The sequence below is a fragment of the Bradyrhizobium sp. USDA 223 genome (assembly GCF_044909005.1).
GTDB lineage: Bacteria > Pseudomonadota > Alphaproteobacteria > Rhizobiales > Xanthobacteraceae > Bradyrhizobium > Bradyrhizobium yuanmingense.
Map to the genome: position 1 here is coordinate 5,496,133 of NZ_JBIYDR010000001.1, position 23,211 is coordinate 5,519,343.

General features: G+C 65.5%; 21 protein-coding genes. 8 read left to right on the forward strand and 13 right to left on the reverse strand.

All coding sequences use genetic code 11. The annotated features are described in order from the left end of the window. Positions 1-107: 107 nt before the first annotated feature. The 3 genes from ABIA40_RS25510 to ABIA40_RS25520 form a co-directional block, all read right to left on the reverse strand. Entirely contained in the window at positions 108-1,226 is a 1,119-nt protein-coding gene (locus ABIA40_RS25510; RefSeq protein ID WP_271541413.1) for a S1C family serine protease, read from the reverse strand. A gap of 167 nt (positions 1,227-1,393) precedes the next feature. Beyond that, positions 1,394-2,269 (reverse strand): dihydrodipicolinate synthase family protein, encoded by an 876-nt coding sequence (locus tag ABIA40_RS25515; RefSeq protein ID WP_157284987.1) that lies wholly within the window; start codon positions 2,267-2,269, stop codon positions 1,394-1,396. A 63-nt stretch (positions 2,270-2,332) separates the two neighbouring features. After that, positions 2,333-3,298, reverse strand: a complete 966-nt coding sequence (locus ABIA40_RS25520; RefSeq protein ID WP_271541411.1) for a VOC family protein — start codon at positions 3,296-3,298, stop codon at positions 2,333-2,335. A gap of 191 nt (positions 3,299-3,489) precedes the next feature. Between ABIA40_RS25520 and ABIA40_RS25525 the strand changes: the two genes are divergently transcribed. Further along, entirely contained in the window at positions 3,490-4,356 is an 867-nt protein-coding gene (locus ABIA40_RS25525) for a S1C family serine protease (RefSeq protein ID WP_271541409.1), read from the forward strand. Beyond that, entirely contained in the window at positions 4,353-4,724 is a 372-nt protein-coding gene (locus ABIA40_RS25530) for a response regulator transcription factor (RefSeq protein WP_271541407.1), read from the forward strand. Before ABIA40_RS25525 ends, ABIA40_RS25530 begins: the two co-directional genes overlap by 4 nt. A 704-nt stretch (positions 4,725-5,428) precedes the next feature. Here ABIA40_RS25530 and ABIA40_RS25535 read toward each other — a convergent pair. From ABIA40_RS25535 to ABIA40_RS25555, 5 genes are all read right to left on the reverse strand, one after another. Beyond that, positions 5,429-5,848, reverse strand: a complete 420-nt coding sequence (locus tag ABIA40_RS25535) for a hypothetical protein (protein WP_271541405.1) — start codon at positions 5,846-5,848, stop codon at positions 5,429-5,431. 99 nt (positions 5,849-5,947) lie between these two features. Then, positions 5,948-7,057, reverse strand: a complete 1,110-nt coding sequence (locus ABIA40_RS25540; RefSeq protein WP_271541402.1) for a HAMP domain-containing sensor histidine kinase — start codon at positions 7,055-7,057, stop codon at positions 5,948-5,950. Further along, on the reverse strand, positions 7,044-7,736 hold the full coding sequence (locus ABIA40_RS25545) for a response regulator transcription factor (RefSeq protein ID WP_404543796.1): 693 nt from the start codon (positions 7,734-7,736) through the stop codon (positions 7,044-7,046). The genes ABIA40_RS25540 and ABIA40_RS25545 overlap by 14 nt, the downstream gene beginning before the upstream one ends. A 97-nt stretch (positions 7,737-7,833) precedes the next feature. Beyond that, complete coding sequence (locus ABIA40_RS25550) at positions 7,834-8,247, reverse strand: hypothetical protein (protein ID WP_271541400.1); 414 nt, start codon at positions 8,245-8,247, stop codon at positions 7,834-7,836. Positions 8,248-8,530: 283 nt separating this feature from the next. Continuing rightward, the gene (locus ABIA40_RS25555; protein WP_271541399.1) at positions 8,531-10,867 is read right to left on the reverse strand and encodes a Tex family protein; all 2,337 of its coding nucleotides are present in this window, start codon (positions 10,865-10,867) and stop codon (positions 8,531-8,533) included. A 242-nt stretch (positions 10,868-11,109) separates the two neighbouring features. On the opposite strand from ABIA40_RS25555, the gene ABIA40_RS25560 reads away from it, so the two are divergent. After that, positions 11,110-12,219 (forward strand): ring-opening amidohydrolase, encoded by a 1,110-nt coding sequence (locus tag ABIA40_RS25560; protein WP_404543799.1) that lies wholly within the window; start codon positions 11,110-11,112, stop codon positions 12,217-12,219. A gap of 116 nt (positions 12,220-12,335) precedes the next feature. Further along, positions 12,336-13,811, forward strand: coding sequence for an amidase (locus ABIA40_RS25565; RefSeq protein WP_404543801.1), 1,476 nt, complete (start codon positions 12,336-12,338; stop codon positions 13,809-13,811). 76 nt (positions 13,812-13,887) lie between these two features. Here ABIA40_RS25565 and ABIA40_RS25570 read toward each other — a convergent pair whose 3' ends face one another. Continuing rightward, the gene (locus ABIA40_RS25570; protein WP_025032108.1) at positions 13,888-14,208 is read right to left on the reverse strand and encodes a hypothetical protein; all 321 of its coding nucleotides are present in this window, start codon (positions 14,206-14,208) and stop codon (positions 13,888-13,890) included. A 136-nt stretch (positions 14,209-14,344) separates the two neighbouring features. Between ABIA40_RS25570 and ABIA40_RS25575 the strand changes: the two genes are divergently transcribed. Further along, the gene (locus ABIA40_RS25575) at positions 14,345-15,253 is read left to right on the forward strand and encodes a PaaI family thioesterase (RefSeq protein WP_404543803.1); all 909 of its coding nucleotides are present in this window, start codon (positions 14,345-14,347) and stop codon (positions 15,251-15,253) included. 69 nt (positions 15,254-15,322) lie between these two features. After that, on the forward strand, positions 15,323-15,682 hold the full coding sequence (locus ABIA40_RS25580; protein WP_198399827.1) for a hypothetical protein: 360 nt from the start codon (positions 15,323-15,325) through the stop codon (positions 15,680-15,682). A gap of 2 nt (positions 15,683-15,684) precedes the next feature. On the opposite strand, the gene poxB is transcribed toward ABIA40_RS25580, so the two are convergent. From poxB to ABIA40_RS25595, 3 genes are all read right to left on the reverse strand, one after another. Beyond that, positions 15,685-17,421, reverse strand: coding sequence for a ubiquinone-dependent pyruvate dehydrogenase (gene poxB / locus ABIA40_RS25585; protein ID WP_404543805.1), 1,737 nt, complete (start codon positions 17,419-17,421; stop codon positions 15,685-15,687). 109 nt (positions 17,422-17,530) lie between these two features. Beyond that, positions 17,531-18,163: a 2-dehydro-3-deoxy-6-phosphogalactonate aldolase gene (locus ABIA40_RS25590; RefSeq protein WP_271541388.1), complete on the reverse strand. Its 633-nt coding sequence runs from the start codon at positions 18,161-18,163 to the stop codon at positions 17,531-17,533. A 14-nt stretch (positions 18,164-18,177) separates the two neighbouring features. Further along, the gene (locus ABIA40_RS25595; RefSeq protein ID WP_404543808.1) at positions 18,178-19,092 is read right to left on the reverse strand and encodes a 2-dehydro-3-deoxygalactonokinase; all 915 of its coding nucleotides are present in this window, start codon (positions 19,090-19,092) and stop codon (positions 18,178-18,180) included. 235 nt (positions 19,093-19,327) lie between these two features. Here ABIA40_RS25595 and ABIA40_RS25600 point away from each other — a divergent pair, with 235 nt between their 5' ends. Together ABIA40_RS25600 and ABIA40_RS25605 are read left to right on the forward strand one after the other, a co-directional pair. After that, the gene (locus ABIA40_RS25600) at positions 19,328-20,425 is read left to right on the forward strand and encodes an LLM class flavin-dependent oxidoreductase (RefSeq protein ID WP_128264029.1); all 1,098 of its coding nucleotides are present in this window, start codon (positions 19,328-19,330) and stop codon (positions 20,423-20,425) included. A 58-nt stretch (positions 20,426-20,483) separates the two neighbouring features. Beyond that, complete coding sequence (locus tag ABIA40_RS25605; protein WP_271541382.1) at positions 20,484-21,038, forward strand: flavin reductase family protein; 555 nt, start codon at positions 20,484-20,486, stop codon at positions 21,036-21,038. Between the two features lie 165 nt (positions 21,039-21,203). Here ABIA40_RS25605 and ABIA40_RS25610 read toward each other — a convergent pair whose 3' ends face one another. Further along, positions 21,204-23,057 carry a sigma-54-dependent Fis family transcriptional regulator gene (locus tag ABIA40_RS25610; RefSeq protein ID WP_404543811.1) on the reverse strand — a complete coding sequence of 618 codons (1,854 nt, stop codon included), beginning with the start codon at positions 23,055-23,057 and terminating at the stop codon, positions 21,204-21,206. Positions 23,058-23,211 lie beyond the last annotated feature (154 nt).

A 23,211-nucleotide genomic window follows, 5' to 3' on the forward strand; every position in this document is an offset into this window, starting at 1 on the left:
CGGGAAAAACGACGGCGGCGGTTTTAACCGATTTTGCGCGCCAGACAACCGAGCCCCGGCGCATCTGCAATGCGCGTCGGAGCCCCTTGCACGCGCGGATCGAGCGGCTAGGACCGGTCGATATCGACGATGCCTACATTCACGTCACGGGTGTCCGATCCGCGCTTGACCGTGAGCCGAACGGTCTTTCCGGCCCCGGCCTGCTCCAGCGCATCGGTCAGGTCGGCAAGGCGCCGCACCGGCTTGCCTTCCACCGCGGTGATGATGTCTCCGACCGCTCCCGTGGAAAAGTTGACACCGCGAATCCCTGCCCGCTCGGCAGGACTGCCGGGGGCCGTCCGCACCACGATCACCCCTTCGACAGCTAGCCGGGTCGACACATCCTCGCCGGCGGCCACGATGCCGATGCCTGGTGTCGGCACCCGGCCATTGCGGATCAGCTCGGGCACGATCCGGTTCACGACGTCGACCGGCACCGCGAAGCCGATGCCGGCGTTCGAGCCGGACGGCGAGATGATCGCCGTGGTGACGCCGATCAGCCGGCCGGCGGAATCCAGCAGCGGCCCGCCCGAATTGCCGGGATTGATCGCGGCATCGGTCTGGATGACGTTGGCGATCTCGCGGCCGGCATGGGTGGGGAGCCGGCGCTTGAGAGCGCTGATGATGCCAGAGGTCATCGACTGATCCAGCCCGAAGGGATTGCCGATCGCGAAGGCGAATTGCCCGACCTTCAGGTCACTCGAACTGCCCAGCGCGATCGGAGCCGGAAGCTGGCGCACGCTGCGGATTCGCAGCACGGCGAGATCGTAATTGGGAGCCGTGCCGACGAGGTCGACCTGGGCCACTTCTCCCGATGCAAACCGCACCGCGATCTCGCCGCCATTGGCGACGACATGATTGTTCGTCACGAGATGACCGTCGCGGTCCCAGACGAAGCCCGTGCCGGAGGCGCCGCCACCGCCCTGGCTCTCCTCGCCCATGAGGGGACTTGCCAGGGGACTTGCCGCCGACCTGGCCGCAACCTGAACGACCGACGGCGATACGCGCTCGAAGATGTCGATGGTCGCCTTCTCGCCGTCCGACAGAGGGCCGCGCGGCTCTACGGCACGTGCGGAGGGCGCCGCCCATGGGACATACGAGACGGGTACATGCAGGATCTTCGCGGCCGTGACGGCGAGCAGCAGGGCGGCGAAGGCTGCAGCGGCAATCGCATAGCGACGATTCATTGGGTGATCACCGTGTCTTGTGCTGAATGCGGGCTGTGAGATGCACATGCATGAAGTGGCAGGATCTCGCTTACGCAGCAACGTCGCAAACGAGCGGAAGTTTCTCGCTCAGGTAAGGACCATTCTCCGCCTGGCACGGGTGCCGGGGCATATTGCCGCGTGGCGAGCTATTCCAGCTCGCGCAGCGCCGTTTCCACGATTTTGCGCGCATCGGCCGTCAGTGGCGCCTGCGGCGGGATGGGGCCGCCGACGTCATAGCCCTGGATCGCAAGGCCGGCCTTGATGCACGCCGCGAGATTGAAACGGGCGAAGGCTTCGTTGATCCGCCACAGCCGCCGCTGCAGCGCCATGGCCTCGTCCCAGCGGCCGGCGGTGCAGAGGTCGTAGAGCATCACGCTCTGGCGCGGGATGATGCAGGCGGGTCCCGCCATCCAGCCGCGGCCGCCGATCAGCATCACCGCGGCCGGAATGTGGGCGGAGGCGGAGAACACGCGCAAGGCGTCGCCGCAGCGGTTCATGATCGAGAGCAGCCGGCCCGTGTTGGTCGAGGCATCCTTGATGTAGCCGATGCGCGGATGCTCGGCGAGGCGCGCGATGACGTCGAGGGTGAGATCGGAGCGCTGGAATTGCGGATTGGTGTAGATGACGACGGGAATGTCCACGGCATCGGCGATGGCGCGGAAGTAGGATTCGACCTGCGCATCGGCCAGCGGAAAATACGCCTCCAAAATCGCAAGGATGCCGTCGGCCCCACACTTCTGGCAGGCTTTCGCCTGCGCCACCGCATCCGCCGTCGCGGTCGAAGCGACGCCGGCGATAACAGGCACGCGCCCCTGCGCGGCCTCAATCGTGGTCTGCACGACCGCTGTGCGTTGCGCGGCGTTGAGGTAAGCGAATTCGCCGGTCGAGCCCAGCGGCGTCAGCCCGTGCACGCCGGCGCCGATCAGGTCGTCGCAGAGTTTTGCCAGCACGTTGGTTCGCACCGTGCCGTCGGCATCGATGGGCGAGACGAGATACGGAAAGACACCGTGGAATTCGGACATGCGGCGCTGATCCCGGTCGATTGGTTTGCGGCTGACCGCTATTACCAATGCCAGCGCCGGCGATCAAACCCTGAGCAGACGCACCCGCGTGCCCCAGGGATCGATCGCCTCCACCCCATCCGCAAGCGCCGTGACCTTCACACCGCCTTTGCGCAGCCGTTCTTCCTGCGCGGCGAGCAGCTCCGGCTTCGCCATCACCAGCGAGAACCAGGCAAGACCGGTCGTGGAATCGTCGCGCTGGCCGGCGCCCTGGCTCTGCCAGACGTTCATGCCGAGGTGATGGTGATAGCGGCCCGATGCCAGGAACGCGGCGCCGCTGCGGCGGCGGGTCGGGTCGAGGCCGACCGTGCCGTGATAGAAGCTCTCGGCCTGGGCGAGATCGCCGACGCGCAGATGCATGTGGCCGATGCGCATTCCATCCGGCGCCTTGGCATAATCGGGAACGCGCGTATTGGTGAGCGACAGCAGGTCGGGGATGTTGAGCTCGTCGGTCGCCATCTTCACGCTGCCCTCGCTCCATTGCCATTGCGAGGGGTCGCGGTCGGCATAGACCTCGATGCCGTTGCCTTCGGGGTCGTCGAGATAGACGGATTCGGAGACGAGGTGATCGGCGAAACCCGACAACGGCACGCGGTGCGAGGCGGCATGAACCAGCCAGCGCGCCAGATCCTTGCGCGTCGGCATCAGGAAGGCGGTGTGGTAGAGGCCGGCGGCGTTGCGCGGCTCGATTGCGGCATCGGGCCGGGCCTCCAGCACCAGCAGCGTGATGCCACCTGTGCCGAGCTTTGCGGCTACCGCCGAGCGCTCCATCACGGTGAGCCCGATCACGTCGCGGTAATAGTCTGCGACCTTGTCGAGATTCTTCACCCGCAGCGTCACCATGCCGACCCGCATCGGCGTACGGCTGGCAAAGGTCGGGCCGCCGCCCTGCGCTGTGCCCTCGGCACGGGCCGCGGCTGCGGCGGCCATGGCGAGCGAGGTGGCGCCGGCGAGCTGCAGCAGGGTACGGCGGGTCAAGTCGATGGTCATCAGTCAGGGCTCGCTGGAAATCTTGAGGCCATATGGCCCAATTTTGGGATTGCTACACGTTCCCGTGAGGCGCTCCCAATCACATGTTCGTCGGCCGTGGTCTTGCGGAGGCCGTACTGGTCCTGGCCACCCGGCCAGTTTCGCAATCGCCCGCGGCATCCCAGATTGAGGACAACTTACGGGAGCCCGCCATGACTGATCTTAGTCCCCTGTCCTCACTGTCGTCCGCGCTCGCGGACATTGTGGCGCGCACCGCGCCGTCCGTCGTCTCCGTGCATTCGCATCGCGCTCGCGCGACCGGCTTTGCCTGGAAGAGCGGCCTGATCATCACCGCCGATGAGGCCCTCGCCGACGAGGGCGAGGTCGAGATCGGCCTCGCCGACGGTAGTCGGGTCACTGCCACGATCGCCGGCCGCGACCACACCACCGACATCGCGCTGCTGCGCACTGAGGCCGCGGTCGCGCCGGTCAAGCTCGCCGCAACCGTCCCGCCGCTGGGCGTATTGTCGGTCGTGGTCGCGACCAACCGGGAGACACCGAGTGCGGCGCTCGGGATGGTGTCGGCATCCGGAAAGAGCTGGCGTTCCTTGCGGGGCGGCGACATCGACGCGCGGATCGAGCTCGACGTCCGCCTGCGCGGCAGCCAGCAGGGCGGGCTCGCGCTCGATGCATCGGGCGAAGCCTTCGGCATGGCCGTGCTCGGGCCGCGGCGCGTGCTGGTGATCCCGACGGCGACGATCGAGCGTGTCGCGCCCCAGCTGGAGGCGCGCGGCCGCATCGCGCGCGGTTATCTCGGCCTCGGGCTGCAGCCGGTGCGGCTCGACGACGGCATCGGCGCCATGGTGATGAATGTCGACAAGACCGGGCCTTCGGCCGCGGCCGGCATCCGCCAGGGCGACGTGATCGTGGCGGTCAACGGCCAGAAGCTCTCGGGCGTGCGCGCACTGTCGCGAACGCTGGGACCGGCGAGCGTCGGCGCGGTGGTCGACGTCGCCGTGCACCGTGGCGGCGAGCCGGTCAGCTTCAAGGTCACGGTCGGCGAAAGGCCGGAGGCGTGAGCGAGGACAGGACGGCCGAGATCGTACTGTCGCTCGAGATCGACGATCCCACCCTCGCCGATCGCCTGGCGGCCCTGCTCGGCAATGTCGCCGGGCTTCGCCTTGCCGCGCCCGGCGAGCAGGCCGCCGCGACAATCATCGCCCGCGATCCGCGCATCAGCCCTGCGGACATCGCGCTGACCCAGCGGGAGCTAGATGTGCTGGCGCTGATGGCCGAAGGCGCCTCCAACAAGATGATCGCGCGTCAGCTCGGCATCTCCGTGCACACAGTGAAATTCCATGTCGGCTCGCTGCTCGACAAGCTCGACGCCACCGGGCGAACCGATGCAGTCGCGCATGCGGCACGCCGCGGCGTGATCGAGCTTTGAGCGCTCTCCAAGCTATACAACCCGCGGCGTAAAAGGAGCGCGGCGGCATCAGGAATCGCGCTTTAATGTCAAAAGAATCAGCTTCACGCTACTGCGTCGACGACGGCTTTCACTGCCGATTCATACTATTCAAGACTACCACTGTATCAGGTCCCAAAAGACGCTTTACTCGGAACTGCGTAGCGCGTTCGGGCGGCGATTCACTACGGCGATGAGCCGAGCGAGCAACGAGATCAGCTCCCACTGTTGCATTGCACGAAAGACCTGAAGGGCTAGATCATTCCGGTCGTTTCTCAAGTCAAAGGTCCTAACTAACGATGCAAGATTCCTAATCCGTGTAACCAGCTCAGCATAAAGATCAGGGATATTAATGCTCCCTCCTAGATAAGGATAGTCATACCCATCGTAGTATCGTCGAGGAATCGAGGCCAAATCAAGCTCCGCGGGAGTCAAGCCATCGACCAAGAGCGGACTTATACCATCGAGGCTTTTCGAGTATGCGTCGGCCGCTTTTCCCAAGGCATTCACACAACGATGCTTGATCTCGTCTTCGTCGTTTACGGTATCAACTCGATCGAACTCCCAACTCTCAATTCTAGAAAACAATTGCCAAAGTTCCGCACCTCCAGACAGAGCATTTGTGCCGGCTTGACGAAGCTGAGACTCAACTGACGGCCACTTGACCCCGGCGTTCGCGAAGAATGTCATGACACCCCCCGAAGGCGATCAACATATTCACCGAACTCGCGACTATGCAGATTCCTGAGCTCCTCAAATCTCTGCCTAAATGGGGGTTCGCGCATCGACTCCCGGACATCATTGTCCAGCAGCTTCACGGCAGATTCAGGCAAGTGGAGGACCCTTCTAAGCTCGAAGCAACTCGCATAGTATGCAATAATAACACCCATAAAAAATTTGGTCTTTTGATCTTCCGGAACCAAATCATCCATGAACTTGCGCTGCAAATCTCGCCCCTGAACCAACATATTATTGTAGAGCTGGGCTTGAGCGTTCTGAAGCCCCAGAGCCAGTGTCCTCCAGGAAAAATAGAAACCAGCGACAACTGCAAACAGTTGAACGATGCTTATAATGTTAGTCGTCGATATAGGCTCAAGGTGAAACATTTCTGCCTCCAAATGAGCTAGGCAAAGAGCCGCAATTCAGCGCGACACACAAAACAAAATCTACTTTTAGTTGCTTTTCCTGACTTAGACAAGAGCATCTTATTCCGCAGCAACGAACCTTCTCGCGAGCGCCACCTGGCCGTTGGTAGGCGGAAACCGGAGCTCGACCTTCAGGCCCGGGGAATTGTCGCGCAACGCGATCTCGGCGCCATGAAGCCGCGCGACCGCGGCGACGAGGCTGAGGCCGAGACCATTGCCCGGCGTGTAGCGGCTCTGCTCGAGCCGGTAGAAGCGCTTGAAGACATGCTCGCGCTGCTCGGCGGGAATGCCAGGACCGTCGTCGATAATCGAGATCACCCCACCGCCGTCGGCCCTGCGGCAGCTCACAATCACCTGCCCGCCCTTCCGGCCATGCTTGATCGCGTTGTCGACGAGATTGGCGATGGCGTCGAACAAGAGGTCGCGGTCGCCGGTGATCGCGACCTCGTGGTCACCATCGAGGCTGAGGTGCGTGGCAACTTGCTCGGCAGCGGCATCGTAGAGCTCGACCACCTCGGCGGCGATCTCGGAAAGATCAAGCACGCGGAAGGCGCCGGTGCGGGCGCGGGTCTCGATCTCCGAGATCCGGGTGATGGAGGCGAACATGCCGAGCACGGCATCGAGATCGGCGATGGTGTCGCCGATCAGCGCGGCATCCGTCTCGCTGTTGCGCGGCGCGTGATAGGCCTTCTCCAGCCGGCCGCGCATGCGCGTCAGCGGCGTGCGCAAATCGTGCGCGACATTGTCGCTGACCTGCTTGACCTCGCCCATCAGCGTCTCGATGCGGTCGAGCATCTGGTTGAGGTTTTCGGCGACGCGATCCCACTCGTCATTGCTGCCGCGCAAGGGAATCCGCTGGTCGAGGCCTGCGAGCATGATGGCGCGGCTCGTGGCGTTGATCTGCTCGATCCGCCCCACAGTGCGACGCGTCACCAGCACAGCCGCGAGCCCGGCGAGCACCAGCAGCAGCGCGGCGACGGCGGCCATCGCGAGCTCGATCATGCCGGTGAAGCCGTCATGATCGCCGACCGTACCGAGCCGGCTCTCCACATAGGCCAAGGTACCGAAATAGACGTAAGCCATGATCGCTGCGACGATCAGCCCGAACGCTGCGATCGCGATCAGCGCCAGGCGGAAGGTCGAGGACCGGAGCGTCTTAACCAGGAGCACGGAGGCAATATCCGATGCCGCGAATGGTGTGGATCAGCGGATAGGCCTGGGCATCGTCGACCTTGCGGCGGACCCGGCCGACATAGACATCGATGATGTTGGTGGAGGGATCGAAATGCAGGTCCCAGACGTGCTGCAGCAGCATCGCGCGGGAGACGACCCGGCCCTCGTTGCGGACGAGATATTCGAGCAGCTGGAACTCCCGCGGCAGCAGCGGGATCTTGCGGCCGCGGCGCGAGGCGCTGCGCGCGATCAGGTCGACGGCGAGATCGCCGACGCGCAGCAGCGTTTCCTTGGCGATGGTCTCGCTGCGGCGACCGAGCGCCTCGAGCCGCGCCAGCAATTCCGTGAAGGAGAACGGCTTGACGAGGTAGTCGTCGCCGCCGGCTCGCAGGCCGCGCACGCGGTCGTCGACTTCGCCGAGCGCGGAGATGATCAGGAAGGGGGCGGCAATGCCGTCGTCGCGCAGCTGGCGCATCACGCTGATGCCGTCGATATCGGGCAGCATGCGGTCGATGGTGATCACCGCATAGTCGCGCGCGGCGCCCTGATTGAGGGCTTCGCGGCCATTGGCGGCGAGGTCGACGTCGTAGCCCGAAACCGTCAGCTCCTCGACGAGCTGGCCTGCGGTTTCCGGATCGTCTTCGACGACCAGGATGCGACGGTGACCTCCGGTCATGAAACACTCCGCGCGACAATCGCCACCAGACTATCCCGTTCCGGGGCTGGACGGAACCGCCCGGTGGCGATCGCGACAATGGTGCGGTACGGCGATGCTAGTACCAACCGCCCCCGCACACATTGACCCATTGCCACCCATAGGGCGTCCAGCTCCTGCGCCAGCAGCCGTCGTTGTAGCCGGTGTAGAAATAGGGCGCGCCGAAGACAGCGAAGCGACGGAAATGATGGTGATGGTGGAAGCCGTGACGGCCATGCCAGCCCGCGCCGGCGAAACGCGGCCCGATCGGCGCGTGCGCGAACCGCGCCCCGCCGAAGCCGGGTCCGCCGACATGAGCGAAGCGTGCACCGCCCATGCCGTCGGCCCGCATGCCGCCAAAGCTGCCGGCGTGCATGCCGCCGCCGAAATGGCCGCCACCGCCAAAGCCGCCGCGCGCGAGCGCCGGTGACGCGACCGCCATCATGGCCGCGATCACGCTCGCCGTGAGGCCCTTAAGAAACCTGTTGTTCATCGAAGCGTCCTCCTTGCAGTGCGGCGGTCTCGGCGCCGCACGAGGAGGATCAGATGAGGAGAACGGGAGCGTTGCTTCAACTTACAAATGCGCCAGATTCTGACGCGGGAGTTAGGGAGGGTAGTCCCAGCTCTCTCCCCGTCATTGCGAGGAGCCCTTGCGACGAAGCAATCCAGAATCCCTCCGCGGAAGCACTCTGGATTGCTTCGCTGCGCTCGCAATGACGACGTGGATGGAGCGAATTCCGACCTCTCCCCGCAAAGAGCGGGGAGAGGTTAAGAGGTCACGCCCGCTTGCCGCCGTTCTTCTCCGCCGCGCGGCGCAGCGCCTCGGCGAGTGCGCCGCCGCCCGAAGATTCCTGCTTGCGCGGCGCCGCCGACGTCATGCGGCTTGCGTTGCGCTGATTGTTGTCGCGCTGCATGCCCGGCGCGTCCTTCTTAGGCCCGACCTCGTCGTCGAGGCGCAGCGTGAGCGAGATGCGCTTGCGGGCGACCTCGAAGTCCAGCACCTTCACCTTGACGATGTCGCCGGGCTTCACCACCTCGCGCGGGTCCTTGATGTAGGTCTTGGACATCGCCGAGATGTGCACGAGACCATCCTGGTGCACGCCGATGTCGACGAAGGCGCCGAAGGCGGCGACGTTGGTCACGGTCCCCTCGAGGATCATGCCCTTCTTGAGATCCTTGATCTCCTCGACGCCCTCCTTGAACACTGCCGCCTTGAACGCCGGACGCGGGTCGCGGCCCGGCTTTTCGAGCTCGCGCAGGATGTCGGTGACGGTCGGCAGACCGAAGGTCTCGTCGACGAAATCCTTCGGCTTCAGCGTGCGCACGACGTCGCTGTTGCCGATCAGCGCCTTGATGTCGCTCTTGGTCGCTTCGAGAATCCGGCGCACCACGGGATAGGCTTCGGGATGGACGCCGGAGGCATCGAGCGGATCCTCGCCGCCGAGGATGCGCAAGAAGCCCGCGCACTGCTCGAACGCCTTCGGCCCGAGCCGCGGCACGTCCTTGAGCGCCTTGCGCGACTTGAACGGGCCGTTGGCATCGCGATGCGCCACGATGCTCTGGGCGAGGCCGGAGCCGACGCCCGAGACGCGCGCCAGCAGCGGCGCGGAGGCGGTGTTGACGTCGACGCCGACCGCGTTCACGCAATCCTCGACCACGGCGTCGAGCGATTTGGCGAGCTTGGCCTGACCGAGGTCGTGCTGATACTGGCCGACGCCGATCGCCTTCGGCTCGATCTTGACGAGCTCGGCAAGCGGGTCCTGCAGGCGCCGCGCGATCGAGACCGCGCCGCGCAGGGTGACGTCGAGGCCGGGCAGCTCCTCCGAGGCGAAGGCCGAAGCCGAATAGACCGACGCACCAGCTTCCGACACCACGATCTTGTTCATCTTCAGCTCGGGCAGACCCTTGACCAGCTCCGTGGCGAGCTTGTCGGTCTCGCGCGAGGCGGTGCCGTTGCCGATCGCGATCAGCTCGACGCGGTGCTTGATCGCGAGCCGGCCGAGGGTCGCCAGCGACTCGTTCCATTGCCGCTGCGGCTCGTGCGGATAGATCGCGGTGGTGTCGACCACCTTGCCGGTGGCATCGACGACGGCAACCTTCACGCCGGTGCGGTAGCCGGGATCGAGCCCCATGGTGACGCGGGTGCCGGCGGGCGCGGCGAGCAGGAGGTCGCGCAGGTTCGAGGCGAACACGCGCACGGCCTCGGTCTCGGCCGAGTTCCACAGCCGCATGCGCAGATCGATATTGAGATGCACCTGGATCTTGGTGCGCCAGGCCCAGCGCACGGTGTCGATCAGCCAGCGGTCGCCGGGGCGCTTCAGGTCGGCGATGCCGAACCGCTTCATGATCTTCAATTCATAGGCGCTCGGCACGCCCGGCGGCGGCGCCTCGGCCTCGGGCTGAATTTGCAGGTCGAGAATTTCTTCTTTCTCGCCGCGGAACATCGCGAGGATGCGGTGCGAGGGCAGTTTTGTCAGCGGCTCGGAGAAATCGAAATAGTCGGCGAACTTCTCGCCCTCGGTCTTCTTGCCGTCGCGCACCTTGGAGGCCATGCGCGCATTGGTCCACATCTCTTCGCGCAGGGCGCCGATCAGATCGGCGTCCTCGTCGAAGCGCTCGACCAGGATGGCGCGGGCGCCGTCGAGCGCGGCAGCGGCGTCAGCGACGCCCTTCTCGGCGTTGATGAAGCCTTCCGCCACGACCTTCGGATCATTGCCGGGTTCAGCCATAAGCTGATTGGCGAGCGGCTCGAGGCCGGCTTCCTTGGCGATCTCCGCCTTGGTGCGGCGCTTCGGCTTGAACGGCAGATAGATGTCCTCCAGGCGGGCCTTGCTGTCAGCGGCCATGATCGAGGCCTCGAGCGCCGCATCGAGCTTGCCCTGCTCGCGGACCGATTCGAGAATCGCCTTGCGGCGATCCTCGAGTTCGCGCAGGTAAACCAGGCGCTCCTCCAGAGTGCGCAATTGCGCGTCGTCGAGCGCACCGGTCGCTTCCTTGCGGTAGCGGGCGATGAAGGGAACCGTGGCGCCGCCGTCGAGCAGCGTTACCGCCGCCTCGACCTGCTCGGCGCGAACCCCAAGCTCCTGCGCAATTTTCTGGTTGATGTTGGCCACGCGAGATTCCCTCTAATCCAAGCACGCGGGCGCAGGGGCGAACCACCGGCCGCGGGACGCCGCTTATGGACCAACCAAGGTTGATTCATCAAGGTGCGGTACGCAACCGTCGACAGAGGATTTTTTGCCCGACCGATGCGATCTCGCCACATTCGTGGGGGCGCGGCGACTTGACATCGGCCCCGCGTTCCGCGCCTGCTTGCTCCCGCCGGGCCAATGAACTCTCCGCACGAGGACCAATCATGCGTACCACATCGGTCGGCGTCTTCAGGATCGCCACCACGGGACCCGGCGACGTCTCCGGCCTGATGGACTTGATCGTTTCAGGCGCGATCGATCCCAACTCGATTCTCGCCATTCTCGGTAAGACGGAAGGCAATGGCGGCGTCAACGATTTTACCCGGGAGTACGCGGTGGCCGCGCTCTGCATGGCGCTGGCGCCCAAGCTCGGCCTGTCGGCGGAGGCGGTCGAGCAGCGTATCGCATTCGTGATGTCCGGCGGCACCGAGGGCGTGCTCAGTCCGCATCTTACGGTGTTCACACGGAGCGAGGCCGAGCGCCCGGCAGGTCTGTCCAGCAAGCGCCTCAGCATCGGCATGGCGCACACGCGGGACTTCTTGCCTGAGGAGCTCGGCCGCGCCGCGCAAATCGCCGAGACAGCGAAGGCCGTGCAAGCCGCCATGGCCGATGCCGGCATCAACGATCCCACGGACGTTCATTTCGTGCAGATCAAGTGCCCGCTGCTGACCAGCGAGCGCGTTGCGGCGGCAAACGCCCGCGGCAACACAACGGCAACGACAAGCGCTTACAGCTCGATGGCCTATTCGCGCGGCGCGTCCGCGCTTGGCGTTGCGGTCGCGCTCGGCGAGATCGGCTCCGACCTCGGCGATGAGGACGTGCTGCGGCGCTATGATCTCTTCTCCAAGGTGGCCTCGACCTCGTCGGGGATCGAGCTGATGCATAACGTCGTCATCGTGCTCGGCAATTCGGCGTCATCGGTAAGCGCGTGTGTGATCGGGCATGCCGTGATGGAGGATGCCATCGACGCCTCGGCGGTGCTATTGGCGTTGAACAGCGTCGGGCTTGGCGCTGGGCCGCAAACCACCGCGGGCCGCACGCTCGTCAACATCTTCGCCAAGGCGGAGGCCTCGCCTGATGGCGCCGTGCGCGGCTTCCGCCACACCATGCTTGAAGACACCGACATCAGCTCGACACGCCACGCCCGCGCAGCGGTCGGCGGCCTGATCGCGGGCCTTGCCGGCACTGGCGCGGTCTACGTGTCCGGCGGCGCCGAGCATCAGGGGCCGGCCGGCGGCGGCCCGGTTGCAGCGATCGCACGACTGTCGGATTGATAGCCGACAGCCCGACCTCTCCGCCGGGCGCAACCCTGCCCCTCGTGGCGCCTCGGTTGATTCACGCGGGCCGTTGCGAAAAAGGTGACGCCGCGATCTTGAGGGGATTTGACTTCATGACTTTGCCGATGAGCTGGAATGAATGGACGCAGCACGATGGCGTCGCGCTGGCGGGGCGCGTCCGCAAGGGCGAGCTGACGGCGAAGGAGCTGGCGCGGCAGGCCGCCGCGGGCGTTGCCAAGGTCAATCCGGTGCTGTCCGGCGTGGTCGAGCTGTTCGAGGACGTGATCGCCGACCCCGCCAAGGACGGCGCCAATCTGGCAGGTCCGTTCGCCGGCCTGCCGTTCCTGATGAAGGACCTCGGGCCGACCATGAAGGGTCGGCTGCAGGAGATGGGCTCGCTCTTGATGCGCGGCAATCGCGCCGGCGCCGACACGTTCCTGACCGGTAAATTCCGGCAGGCCGGGCTCAACCTGATCGGACGCACCACGACGCCGGAATTCGGCGTGTGCTCGTCGGCCGATAATCCTGCCGTCTACGTCACGCGTAATCCCTGGAATACCGACTACACCACCTGCGGCTCGTCGGCGGGCAGCGCCGCGATGGTCGCCGCAGGCGTGGTGCCGATCGCGCATGCAACCGACGGCGGCGGCTCGATCCGCATTCCCGCCGGCGTCAACGGCAATATCGGCCTGAAGGTGTCGCGCGGCGTGTTCTCGCTGGCGCCGCACATGTCGGACCTGACCGGCCTCGTCTCGATCCAGGGCTGCCAGTCGCGCTCGGTGCGCGACACCGCCGCCTTCGTCGATCATGCGCGCGGGCCTGCGCCCGGCGAGTTCATGCCGTTCTGGACCACGGCGCAGCCTTACACCGAGATGATCAAGCGCGATCCCGGCAAGCTTCGCATCGCGCTGTCGCACACATGGGGCAATTACACCGCGACGCCCGAGCTCGCTGCCGAGCTGGAGAAGGCCGGACGCTTCCTCGAAGGCCTCGGCCATCACGTCGACTATGCACTGCCGGAGATCGACCTTCCCGCCGCCTTCGAGGCGCAGACCACCTGCTACATCTCGAACTTCGCGGTGGTGATCTCCAACATGCTCGCTGCGCGCGGACTGGAAAAGCCGCCGGAGGATCTGATCGAGCCCATGAACATCCGCATCTGGGAAGCCGGGCGCCACACCAGCTTTGCCGAGCGGGCGAAGATGCAGGCCGTGTTCAACACGACCTCGCGCGGCTTCGGCAGCTTCTTCGAGCAATGGGACGTGATCCTGACGCCGATCACGGCGCTGCCGACGCCGAAGGTCGGCACCAGGGAATATCTCACCATCTCCGACAACCCTGATGTGCGCGACTGGTTCGACAATCTGTGGCGCTTCTTCGCCTTCACGCCGCTCGCCAATCTCTGCGGCATGCCGGCGATCTCGCTGCCGATGGCAGCGCAAGACCACGGCCTGCCACTCGGCATCCAGGCGATCGCCAAGCAGGCCAATGACGGTCTGTTGCTGCAGCTCGCCGCCCAGATCGAGCGCGCGCTCGACGGCAAGTGGAACGGCGGCAAGACCGCGAAGGTGCATGTGACGAAGGCGTGAGATAACAGGTCAATGCGGGAAGGTGATCGCGTTTCGCCGTCAGACCGAGTCAATCAAAATCATCGGGCGTGCGATCTCAGTTCTTCACCGCCGGTATCTCCTCCGCCACCGGCTGCTTCTGACCTTGCTGATACATTGCGAGCGCCTTGTCGAGGGCTTCGCGCAACGCCAGCGCCGCGGCGACACTGCAACGTAAGTGCGCGGTCTGGACCACGTCGACCCTGACGGCGGCGCCGACCGGCATCAACAGGTTTGCGGCAAGCTCGATCTGGATCGCGCCGTTGTGGTGGCCGAAGCAGGATGCGCCGTCGAAATAGATGATCGGCGCCCGCTCGGCGCTGGAGGTGGAAATGGTGACGGGCCCCTGGGCGGTCGAGGGCGTTTCGGGGTCGGCCATGGGCGCTCCTTGCAGTTCATCGACGAACGAAGCGCCCACCATCGGCGCTTCGGCGCGCCCTGTCGAGACCTAACCGCCCGGTGCGGGGCTCATTCGGGGTTTTGCGCGAGGGCCGACACTGGTCTAGAAGGTCCCCATGAGCACCACGCCGACCACGCTTGCCTTCGAGGAACTCGCCGAGGCCATCAAGGGCCGCCGCTCCGATTACGGCCATATCAGCGGGCTCCAGCTCGACCGCTTCGCACCTGGCGAGGCGTGGTCCAGCCTGCCCTATCGACCGGTCTTCGTCGGCGACACCGAGACCGGCGTGCTGCATGGCGGCGTCGTCACCGCGATGCTGGACGAGAGCTGCGGCATGGCGGTGCAACTTGCGCTCGACGGCACCCGCGCGATCGCGACTCTCGATCTGCGCATCGACTATCAGAAGCCGGCGACGCCCGGCCTCGACATCAAGGCGCATTCGGTGTGCTACCGCACCACGCGCTCGATCGCCTTCGTGCGCTCCACCGCCTACCAGGAGTCCGAAGAAGATCCGGTCGCGACTGCAACCGCCTGCTTCATGATCGGCGCCAACCGCACCAACATGCTCGCCGACCGCCGGATGGATGCACGCAGCATCCCGACGCTGGAGGCGCCGGCGGATCCGGACGGTCCCTTTGCGCGCAGCCCGTTCGCGCGCGCGCTCGGCATCCGCGTCAACGATGACGGCACGCTGACGATGCCGTTCTCGCCGCAGATCATCGGCAATCCGATCCTGCCCGCGATTCACGGCGGCATGACGGGCGCGTTCCTCGAAACCACCGCCATCATCGGGGTGGCGCGGGAGCTCGGCGCTGCCGCACCGCCCAAGCCGATCGGCCTCACCGTCAACTACTTGCGCTCCGGACGCGCGCTCGACACGTTTGCCGACGTCTCGATCGTGAAGCAGGGCCGACGTATCGTCGCCTTCGAGGCGCGGGCCTGGCAGGACGATGCTTTGAAGCCGATCGCCACCGCTTTCGGTCACTTCATGCTGCGCCCGACGCCTGGAAGTGACGAGGAATAAGCCCATTTTGACTTGACGGCCGCAGCTCCGGCCCCAACGATAGCGCGCCTTTTCGCCAGAGGAATTGGATTGCGGCATCCGCTCGACATCGTTGCCATGTTCGCCGCACTCTGGCTGCTGGCATCGATGGTGCTCGACACGCTGACGCCGAAGGAGCTGACCGCGGTCATGATCGGCATCGCGATTGGCCCGGCCATCGTCATCACCGCCGTGTTCTATTACCTGCGCTGCCCGCGAACGGATTTTGCGGTGATGTTCGCAGCGCTGTGGCTGATCTCCGATATCGCCATCGCCCTCATCTCGCCAAAGCAGCTGCCGCATTTCCTGATCGCGCTCGGCTTTCTGCCGGCGCTGCTGATCGGCATCGTGCTGCACTGGCAGACTTTCACCTCTCCTCGACGAGGAGAGGTGAACCACCGCGCCGGCTGATATCACCGCGGCAAAAGATTCGTCTTCGCGAGGTCCAGCACCTCGTCGCCGCGGCCGTTCATCACCGCGCGGAGCACCCAGAGGCTGAAGCCCTTGATCTGCTCGGCCGTGATGGTCGGCGGCATCGACAGCTCCTGCTTGGCGGTGACGACGTCGAGCAGCGCCGGCCCATTGTGCGCCAGCATCTCTTTAATCGCGCCCGGAAGCTCGCCGGGATCCTCGACGCGCTTGGCAAAGATGCCCATCGCGCGCGCCATCGCGGCGAAATCCGGGTTCTCCAGGTCGACATTGGTGTCGACGAAGCCAGCCGCCTTCATCTCCAGCGCGACGAAGCCGAGCACGCCGTTGTTGAAGACGACCACCTTCACCGGCAGCTTCTCTTGCGTTAGCGTGATCAGGTCGCCCATCAGCATGGTGAAGCCGCCGTCGCCGGAGAGCGAGATCACCTGGCGCCCGGGCTGCGCAGCCTGCGCCCCGATCGCCTGCGGCATGGCATTGGCCATCGAGCCGTGCACGAAGGAGCCGATCAGCCGGCGGCGGCCGTTCATGTCGAGATAGCGCGCCGCCCACACCGTCGGGGTGCCGACATCGGCAGTGAAGACGGCATCGTCGGAGGCGTGGTCGCTGATGACCTTGGCGAGATATTGCGGATGGATCGGCTTGGCTCCGGGCGTGCCCTTGGCTAGCGAATCGAGGCCTTCGCGGGCTCTCTTGTAATGCGCGACGGAGTCGTCGAGATGCTTGCGCTGCGTCTTCGTCTTGAGCAGCGGCAGCAGCGCCTCGATGGTGAGCTTGACGTCGCCGACGAGGCCGAGATCGATCCTGCAGCGCCGCCCCAGATTTTCCGGGCGGATGTCGATCTGCGCGATCTTGGCATCATCAGGGAAGAACTGCTTGTAGGGGAAGTCGGTGCCGAGCATCACCAGCGCGTCGCAGCCGTGCATCGCGGCGTAGCCCGAGGAGAAGCCGATGAAGCCGGTCATGCCGACGTCATAGGGGTTGTCGTATTCGACATGCTCCTTGCCGCCGAGCGCGTGCACCATCGGGCTCTTCAGCGCTTCAGCGAGTTGCATCAAAGGCGCATGCGCGCCGGCGCAGCCGCGGCCGCAGAACAGCGTGATGCGTTCGGCGCCGTTGAGAAGATCGGCGAGCGCCTTCAGCTCGTCCGGCTGCGGCACGACCTTCGGCGGAGCCAGTGCAAGGCCGCGCGTCGTCGACAACGCGCGCTTCGGAGGACTCCGGAACGCAACATCGCCGGGCATGGCGACGACGGCGACGCCGCGCAAGCCCACCGCCGCGCGAATCGCGTTCTCCAGCACGTAAGGCAGCTGGCTCGGGTCCGACACCAGCTCGCAATAATGGCTGCATTCGCGAAACAGATTTTGCGGATGCGTCTCCTGGAAATAGCCGCCGCCGATCTCGGCGGTCGGGATCTGCGCCGCGATCGCCAGCACGGGAACGCGGCTTCGATGCGCGTCGAACAGGCCGTTGATCAGATGCAGATTGCCGGGGCCGCAGGAGCCCGCGCAGACCGCGAGGCTCCCGGTCATCTCGGCTTCGCCGGCCGCCGCGAAGGCCGCGACCTCCTCGTGCCGGACATGAATCCATTCGATCGTGCCGCGGCGGCGCAGCGCCTCGGTGAGCGCGTTCAGGCTGTCGCCGACGATGCCGTAGATGCGCTTGACCCCGGCCTGTTCGAGCGTTGCCACGAACAGATCGGCCACGTTGTTGATCGCCATGTCGGTCTCCTGATTCAGCCAATCGCGTACCACGATGCGCGCATGTCGGCATCGCGCCACCATATGGCAGAATAGACCATGTCAGGATTACGGCTAGTTTATTGCCGGCTCAATCTTTCTCAATTGCCCGATCGTATGCAGCAATTGTCACCTCTGCGCGGGCTGCGACATCTGCTGCTGTCATGCCTGGCTTGTAGAGGCTGGAGCCGAGCCCGAATGCGGTCACCCCGCCCTTGATGTACTCGGCAAAATTCTGATCGGAGACGCCGCCGACGGCGGCGATCATCACGCCTGCCGGCAACACGGCGCGGATCGCGGCGATACCGGCAGCGCCGAGCACGCTCGCCGGAAAGAATTTGAGGCTCGAGGCTCTCGAGCGCGCCGCCAGCAGCGCCTCGGTCGGCGAGAACACGCCGGGCATGGTCACCATGCGATGCTGATGCGCGCGCGCCAGCACTTCGGTGTCGACATTGGGCGAGACCATCAGCCTGCCGCCGACATCGTTGAGACGATCGACATCTGCCGTCGTCAGCACCGTGCCGGCGCCGATCAACACGTCTGATGGCGCGAGCTTCACGGCAAGCGCGATCGAGCGGAACGGATCGGGTGAATTCAGGGGGATCTCGATCGCGGTCATGCCGGCCTCGACCAAGACGCCGACGATCGCTTCGGTCTCCTCAGGCTTGATGCCGCGCAGGATCGCGACCAGCGGCCGCTGCATCGGCGGAAAGGGAACGCTCATCTCTCGCAGTCCTTCTACTTCGTCCAGATCGCGGCTGCCGCCATCGACAGGCCGCGGCGGACGGCTTCATCCGCATCGACCGGCTTTGCGGTTACCGAGAGCGCCTCGAATGCCAGCCGATACAGCACCGCAAGCCGCCCTGCGGCAATCAGCTGGACGCCCGCTTGCGGCACCGTGCCGGAGAGCCCTGCCGCGAGCTCCACACCGATCAACGTGCCCGACAGCGTCTCGCGCGCCGCGGCCGGCGTGCCGCCGAACAGAAGCTGTCGCGACCGTGCAGTGAACAGCAAGTTGGCGGCGAAGGCCGGAGCATCGAATGCGGCCTTCACGGCTGCCTTGAAGCTCGCGATATCTTCGGCGTCATCAGCGCCGGCGACCGCGAGCGACAGGATCGTCTCGCGCGAGACGGCGCTGAACAGCTCGCCGGTCATGAAGGTGGAGAAGCGCTCGACCGTGCCGTCTTTCACCCGCACCCATTTCGAATGCGTGCCGGGCATGCAGACCAGCGCCTCGCCCGCGGCATCGAGGCCGAGCGCGCCGAGCAATTGCGTCTCCTCGCCGCGCATGACGTCCGGCACCTTGGCATCGCGCTGGGCGATGCCCGGCAGGATGCGAATGTCGCGCGCCTCGCCCGGCACGCGCACTGCCTGTTTCAGGACGGCTGAGAGCTTTGCCGGCGTGTCGACGTAGCCGGCCTCGACCCAGCCGGTCTTGGCGCCGGCCATGCCGCAGACCAGAACCGGTAGATGCGCGGGCGCTTCGACCGCGGCCAGATGCGCTTGCAGCACGGCGGGAAAGCCGGTCTTCGCCGCCGCCAGCATGCCCTCACCGCTGCGGCGCTCGGCCAGCACCTGACCGGCGCGGTCGACCAGCCAGAGCCGGAAGCTGCTGGTGCCCCAGTCCACCGCGACATAGGCGGGTTCGGTCATTTTCAGGTCTCGTCCTCGTCTCATGGTCAAGACGCCGTCTCGCGACACATGAGACGATGTCCAGCAGGCTTCCGTCGAGATACCGGCTATTGCGCGGGCAAACCAGCCCTTTCTCTTCATTTTGAGGCTCCGCCGCGCTGGCACACCGCTTGCTCAAGGTTCATCACTCGACAAGGTTCATCACCCAACTCCGTCAACGCGCGACAAGACGCGTCAACATCAGATGAGGAAATCCATGGAGATCGGCTATTTCACGATGCCTTCGCATCCGCCGGAGTGCGGCCTCAAGGAAGGGAACGACTGGGATCTGCAGGTCATGCGCTGGCTCGACGAGCTCGGCTATCAGGAGGCCTGGGTCGGCGAGCACCACACCGCGCCCTGGGAACCCAATCCCACGCCGGACCTCCTGATCGCGCAGGCCTTGATGCAGACCAAGCGCTTGCGCATCGGGCCGGGCGGCTTCCTGCTGCCCTATCATCACCCGGCCGAGCTCGCCAACCGCGTCGCCATGCTCGATCATCTCTCCGAGGGCCGGCTCAATTTCGGCGTGGCGGCGAGCGGGCTGCCGAGCGACTGGGCGATGTTCAACGTCGACGGCATGAGCGGGCAGAACCGCGACATGACGCGCGAGGCGCTGGAGATCATCCTGAAGCTGTGGACCGAGCCGGCGCCCTTCACCCACAAGGGGAAGTACTGGACGGTGACCAAGCCGGACACGATGTTCGACTTCCTCAAGCCTCATATCAAGCCGCTGCAGGCGCCGCATCCGCCGATCGGCGTTGCGGGCCTTTCCAAGAACTCGGACACGCTCAAGCTCGCTGGCGAGCGCGGCTTCATCCCGATGAGCCTCAACCTCAACCCGGCCTATGTTTCCAGCCACTGGGACTCGGTCGAGATCGGGGCGGCCAAGACCGGTCGCAAGCCGAACCGCCAGGACTGGCGCCTGGTGCGCGAGGTATTCGTCGCCGACACCGACGAGGAGGCCTGGAAGCTCTCGACCGGCGACATGATGGGCCGGATGATGAGCGAGTACTTCCTGCCGCTGCTCGGGCATTTCGGCTTCAAGGATTATCTGAAGCACGCGCCCGATGTGCCAGACAGCGACGTCACGGTCGAATATTGCGCCAAGCGGAACTGGATCGTCGGCTCGCCCGCGACGGTCGCCGAGAAGATCGAGAAGATCTACGACGAGGTCGGCGGCTTCGGCGTGCTGCTCGTGTTCGGCTTCGACTACAAGCACAAGGCCGAGGCCTGGCACCACTCGCTCTCGCTGCTGAAGAACGAGGTGATGCCGCGCCTTGCGCATCTCGGCTCCGCGAAGAAGGCGGCTTGACGCTCAGCGGGTGCGGCGCGATCGTGTCGCACCCGCTTCAATTCTGGGAGATTTCCGCGTGACGGTGGACGCGAAGGACTTCAAGCAGGCGATGCGTCAATGCGCCGGCGCCGTGGCGCTGGTAACGGTCGGTGCCGAACACGGCAAGCGCACCGGGTTGACAGTGACCTCGGCCTGCTCGTTGTCTGACAAGCCGCCCTCGCTGATCGTCTGCGTCAACCGCAACGCCAGCGCACATGCGCGCATCCGCGAGGAAGGTGCTTTCGCCATCAACTTCCTGCACGAGGATCACGCGATGCTCGCCCTCACCTTCAGCGGCCAGAAGGGCGTCAACGGCGACGATCGCTTCGCCTTCGGGCAATGGACGCGTGGCGTGACCGGCGCGCCGGTGCTGACGGATGCGGTGGCCGCGTTCGACTGCGTGCTGGCGCAGGAGTTCGAGACGACGACGCATTCGATCTTCGTCGGCGAGGTCCGCAGCGTGTCGCATGCGGATACGGCGCGGCCGCTGGTGTACCTGCGCAGCAGTTTTCACACGCCACAAGAGATGCGCGAGATCGTGACAGTCGGCGACCTCGATTCACGCCATCTGAGCTGGACGGATTTTTCGTAGGCCTTGCGCCGACATTGTAGGGTGGGCAAAGGCGCACTTGCGCCGTGCCCACCTCCGATCAAACATCACGACAAGAGCGGTGGGCACTCTTCGCTTTGCCCACCCTACGACATCTGCGTTCGCGGCAGAGACCTCTCAACTTTCTTGCCGCACGCGGATCGAGCGCTACTGTGCCGTTTCGATCTTCAGCTGCTTGATCTTGCGATACAGCGTGGCGCGGCTGAGCTTCAATGCGCGTGCGGCTTCCGTCACGCGTCCACCATGCTCACGTAGCGCCGCGACAATCGTCGCACGCTCGGCTGCTTCGAGATCAGGCTCCGTCCGTCCAGCAAACGGCGGCAGATCGAGATCTGCATCGGTGATGACGCCATCTTCCGCCGTGCAGCCGGCGAGCCGCAGCACGTGGCGGAGCTGGCGCATGTTGCCGGGAAACGGGTAGGCCGCGAGCTGCGACCAGGCTTCTTCCGAGAGCCGGCAGTTCGGCGCCTCCTCGTGCGCGATCTGGCGGATGATGTCTCCGCGGTCGGCACGCTCGCGCAAGGCGGGCAGGCGCACTTCGATGCCGCGCAGGCGAAAATAGAGGTCGGCGCGGAAGGCTCCCGCTTCCGCCATGCGGCCGAGATCGCGATGCGTGGCGCTGATCAGGCGGATGTCGACCGCGACAGGCTTGAGCGCGCCGAGCGGCCAGACCTCGCGGTTTTCCAGAACGCGCAACAGGCGCGTCTGCAAGCCGATCGGCATGTCGCCGATCTCGTCGAGGAACAGCGTGCCGCCGTCGGCCTGCACGATCAGGCCCTTCGAGCCCTCGCGCCGCGCGCCGGTGAAGGCGCCGGCCTCGTAGCCGAACAGCTCGGCGTCGATCAGGCTCTCGGGCATCGCCGCGCAATTGAGCGCGACATAATTGTTGCGCGCGCGGTTGCTCGCACCGTGAATAGCCCGCGCGAACACGTCCTTGCCGACGCCGGTCTCGCCATGCAGCAGCACCGGCAGATTGTGGTCGCCGATGCGCATCAGCCGTTTCACGCTTCCGATCAGGCCGGGATCGCCGCCGGCGAGCCGGTGCAAGGCGTCGAAGCGATCGACGGGCGGATCGCGACGCTTGGTGAGCGGCCGCGCGCGCTGCGGCGGCGCGATCTGCCCCTGCCCCAATGGGCTGCCATCGGCGCGGCGCAGCTGGACTATGTCTTCTGCGTCGCGCGCGGCGTGATGATCGAACTTGATGTAGCGCGACAGGTCGATGCCGGACGCGATCAGGCCGTCGGTGAGGCCCAGCAATGCACGCGCGGATCGGCATGCGCCGACGACGCGGCGATCGTCGTCATAGGCGAGCAGGCCGCTACCGCCGTCGCCTGGCACGGTCGCGATCCAGGCATTGCGGAAATGGTCGCGGAAGATCGCGCCCTCGATGCGGCGCGTCGCCTGCATCGTGACCGCGAGCGCGAGCTGATGCGCGGCGCGGCTGAGATCATCCCGGCAAGACGTGATGTTGACGGCGCCCGCGATGCGGCCGACGGGATCGAATAGCGGCGCGACCGCACAGGAGAAGATGCCCCATTGCTCGCGAAAATGCTCGTCGCGATGAACCAAGATCGGCTTTTGCTCCGCAAGGCAGGTGCCAAGCCCGTTGGTGCCTTCATGGGCCTCGGAAAAATTCGAGCCGGTATAGACTTTCCAGCGCAGGAAGATCTCCGTGTCGGCCTCGCCCGGCAAGCGGCTGAACAGCATGGTCGCGTTGGCATCAGCAAGATTGACGCAATAGCCGGCCTCGCGCAGCACACGGGCGAGATCCTCGAGCTCGGACGTGGCCAGCCGGATCGTCGCCTCCATGGGCTGGGCGACGCGGCGGATCTCGGCTGCGGTCAGCGTCTGCGGCGGGCCCCGACGGGCCGGATCGAGTTTGTGGCTGATCAGGGAGCGCCGCCAGGAATCGGCAATCCGCGAAGAGGCATCGACGTCGGCCACATGATTGGCGACGGACAAGACACGGGCGACATGGTTCGAGGCCGAGAGGCTGGCCATCGCGGACGTCTCCACCCTGTATTATTGTGCAAAGTCTGGCACCACAGGCGGGGATGTCAATCGGGAACCGGGACGCAGTTGTAGGTCGCGATATCTCGGCGCCGTCATGGCCGGGCTTCGTCCCGGCCATCCACGTAGTGCAGCGCGCGCGAAA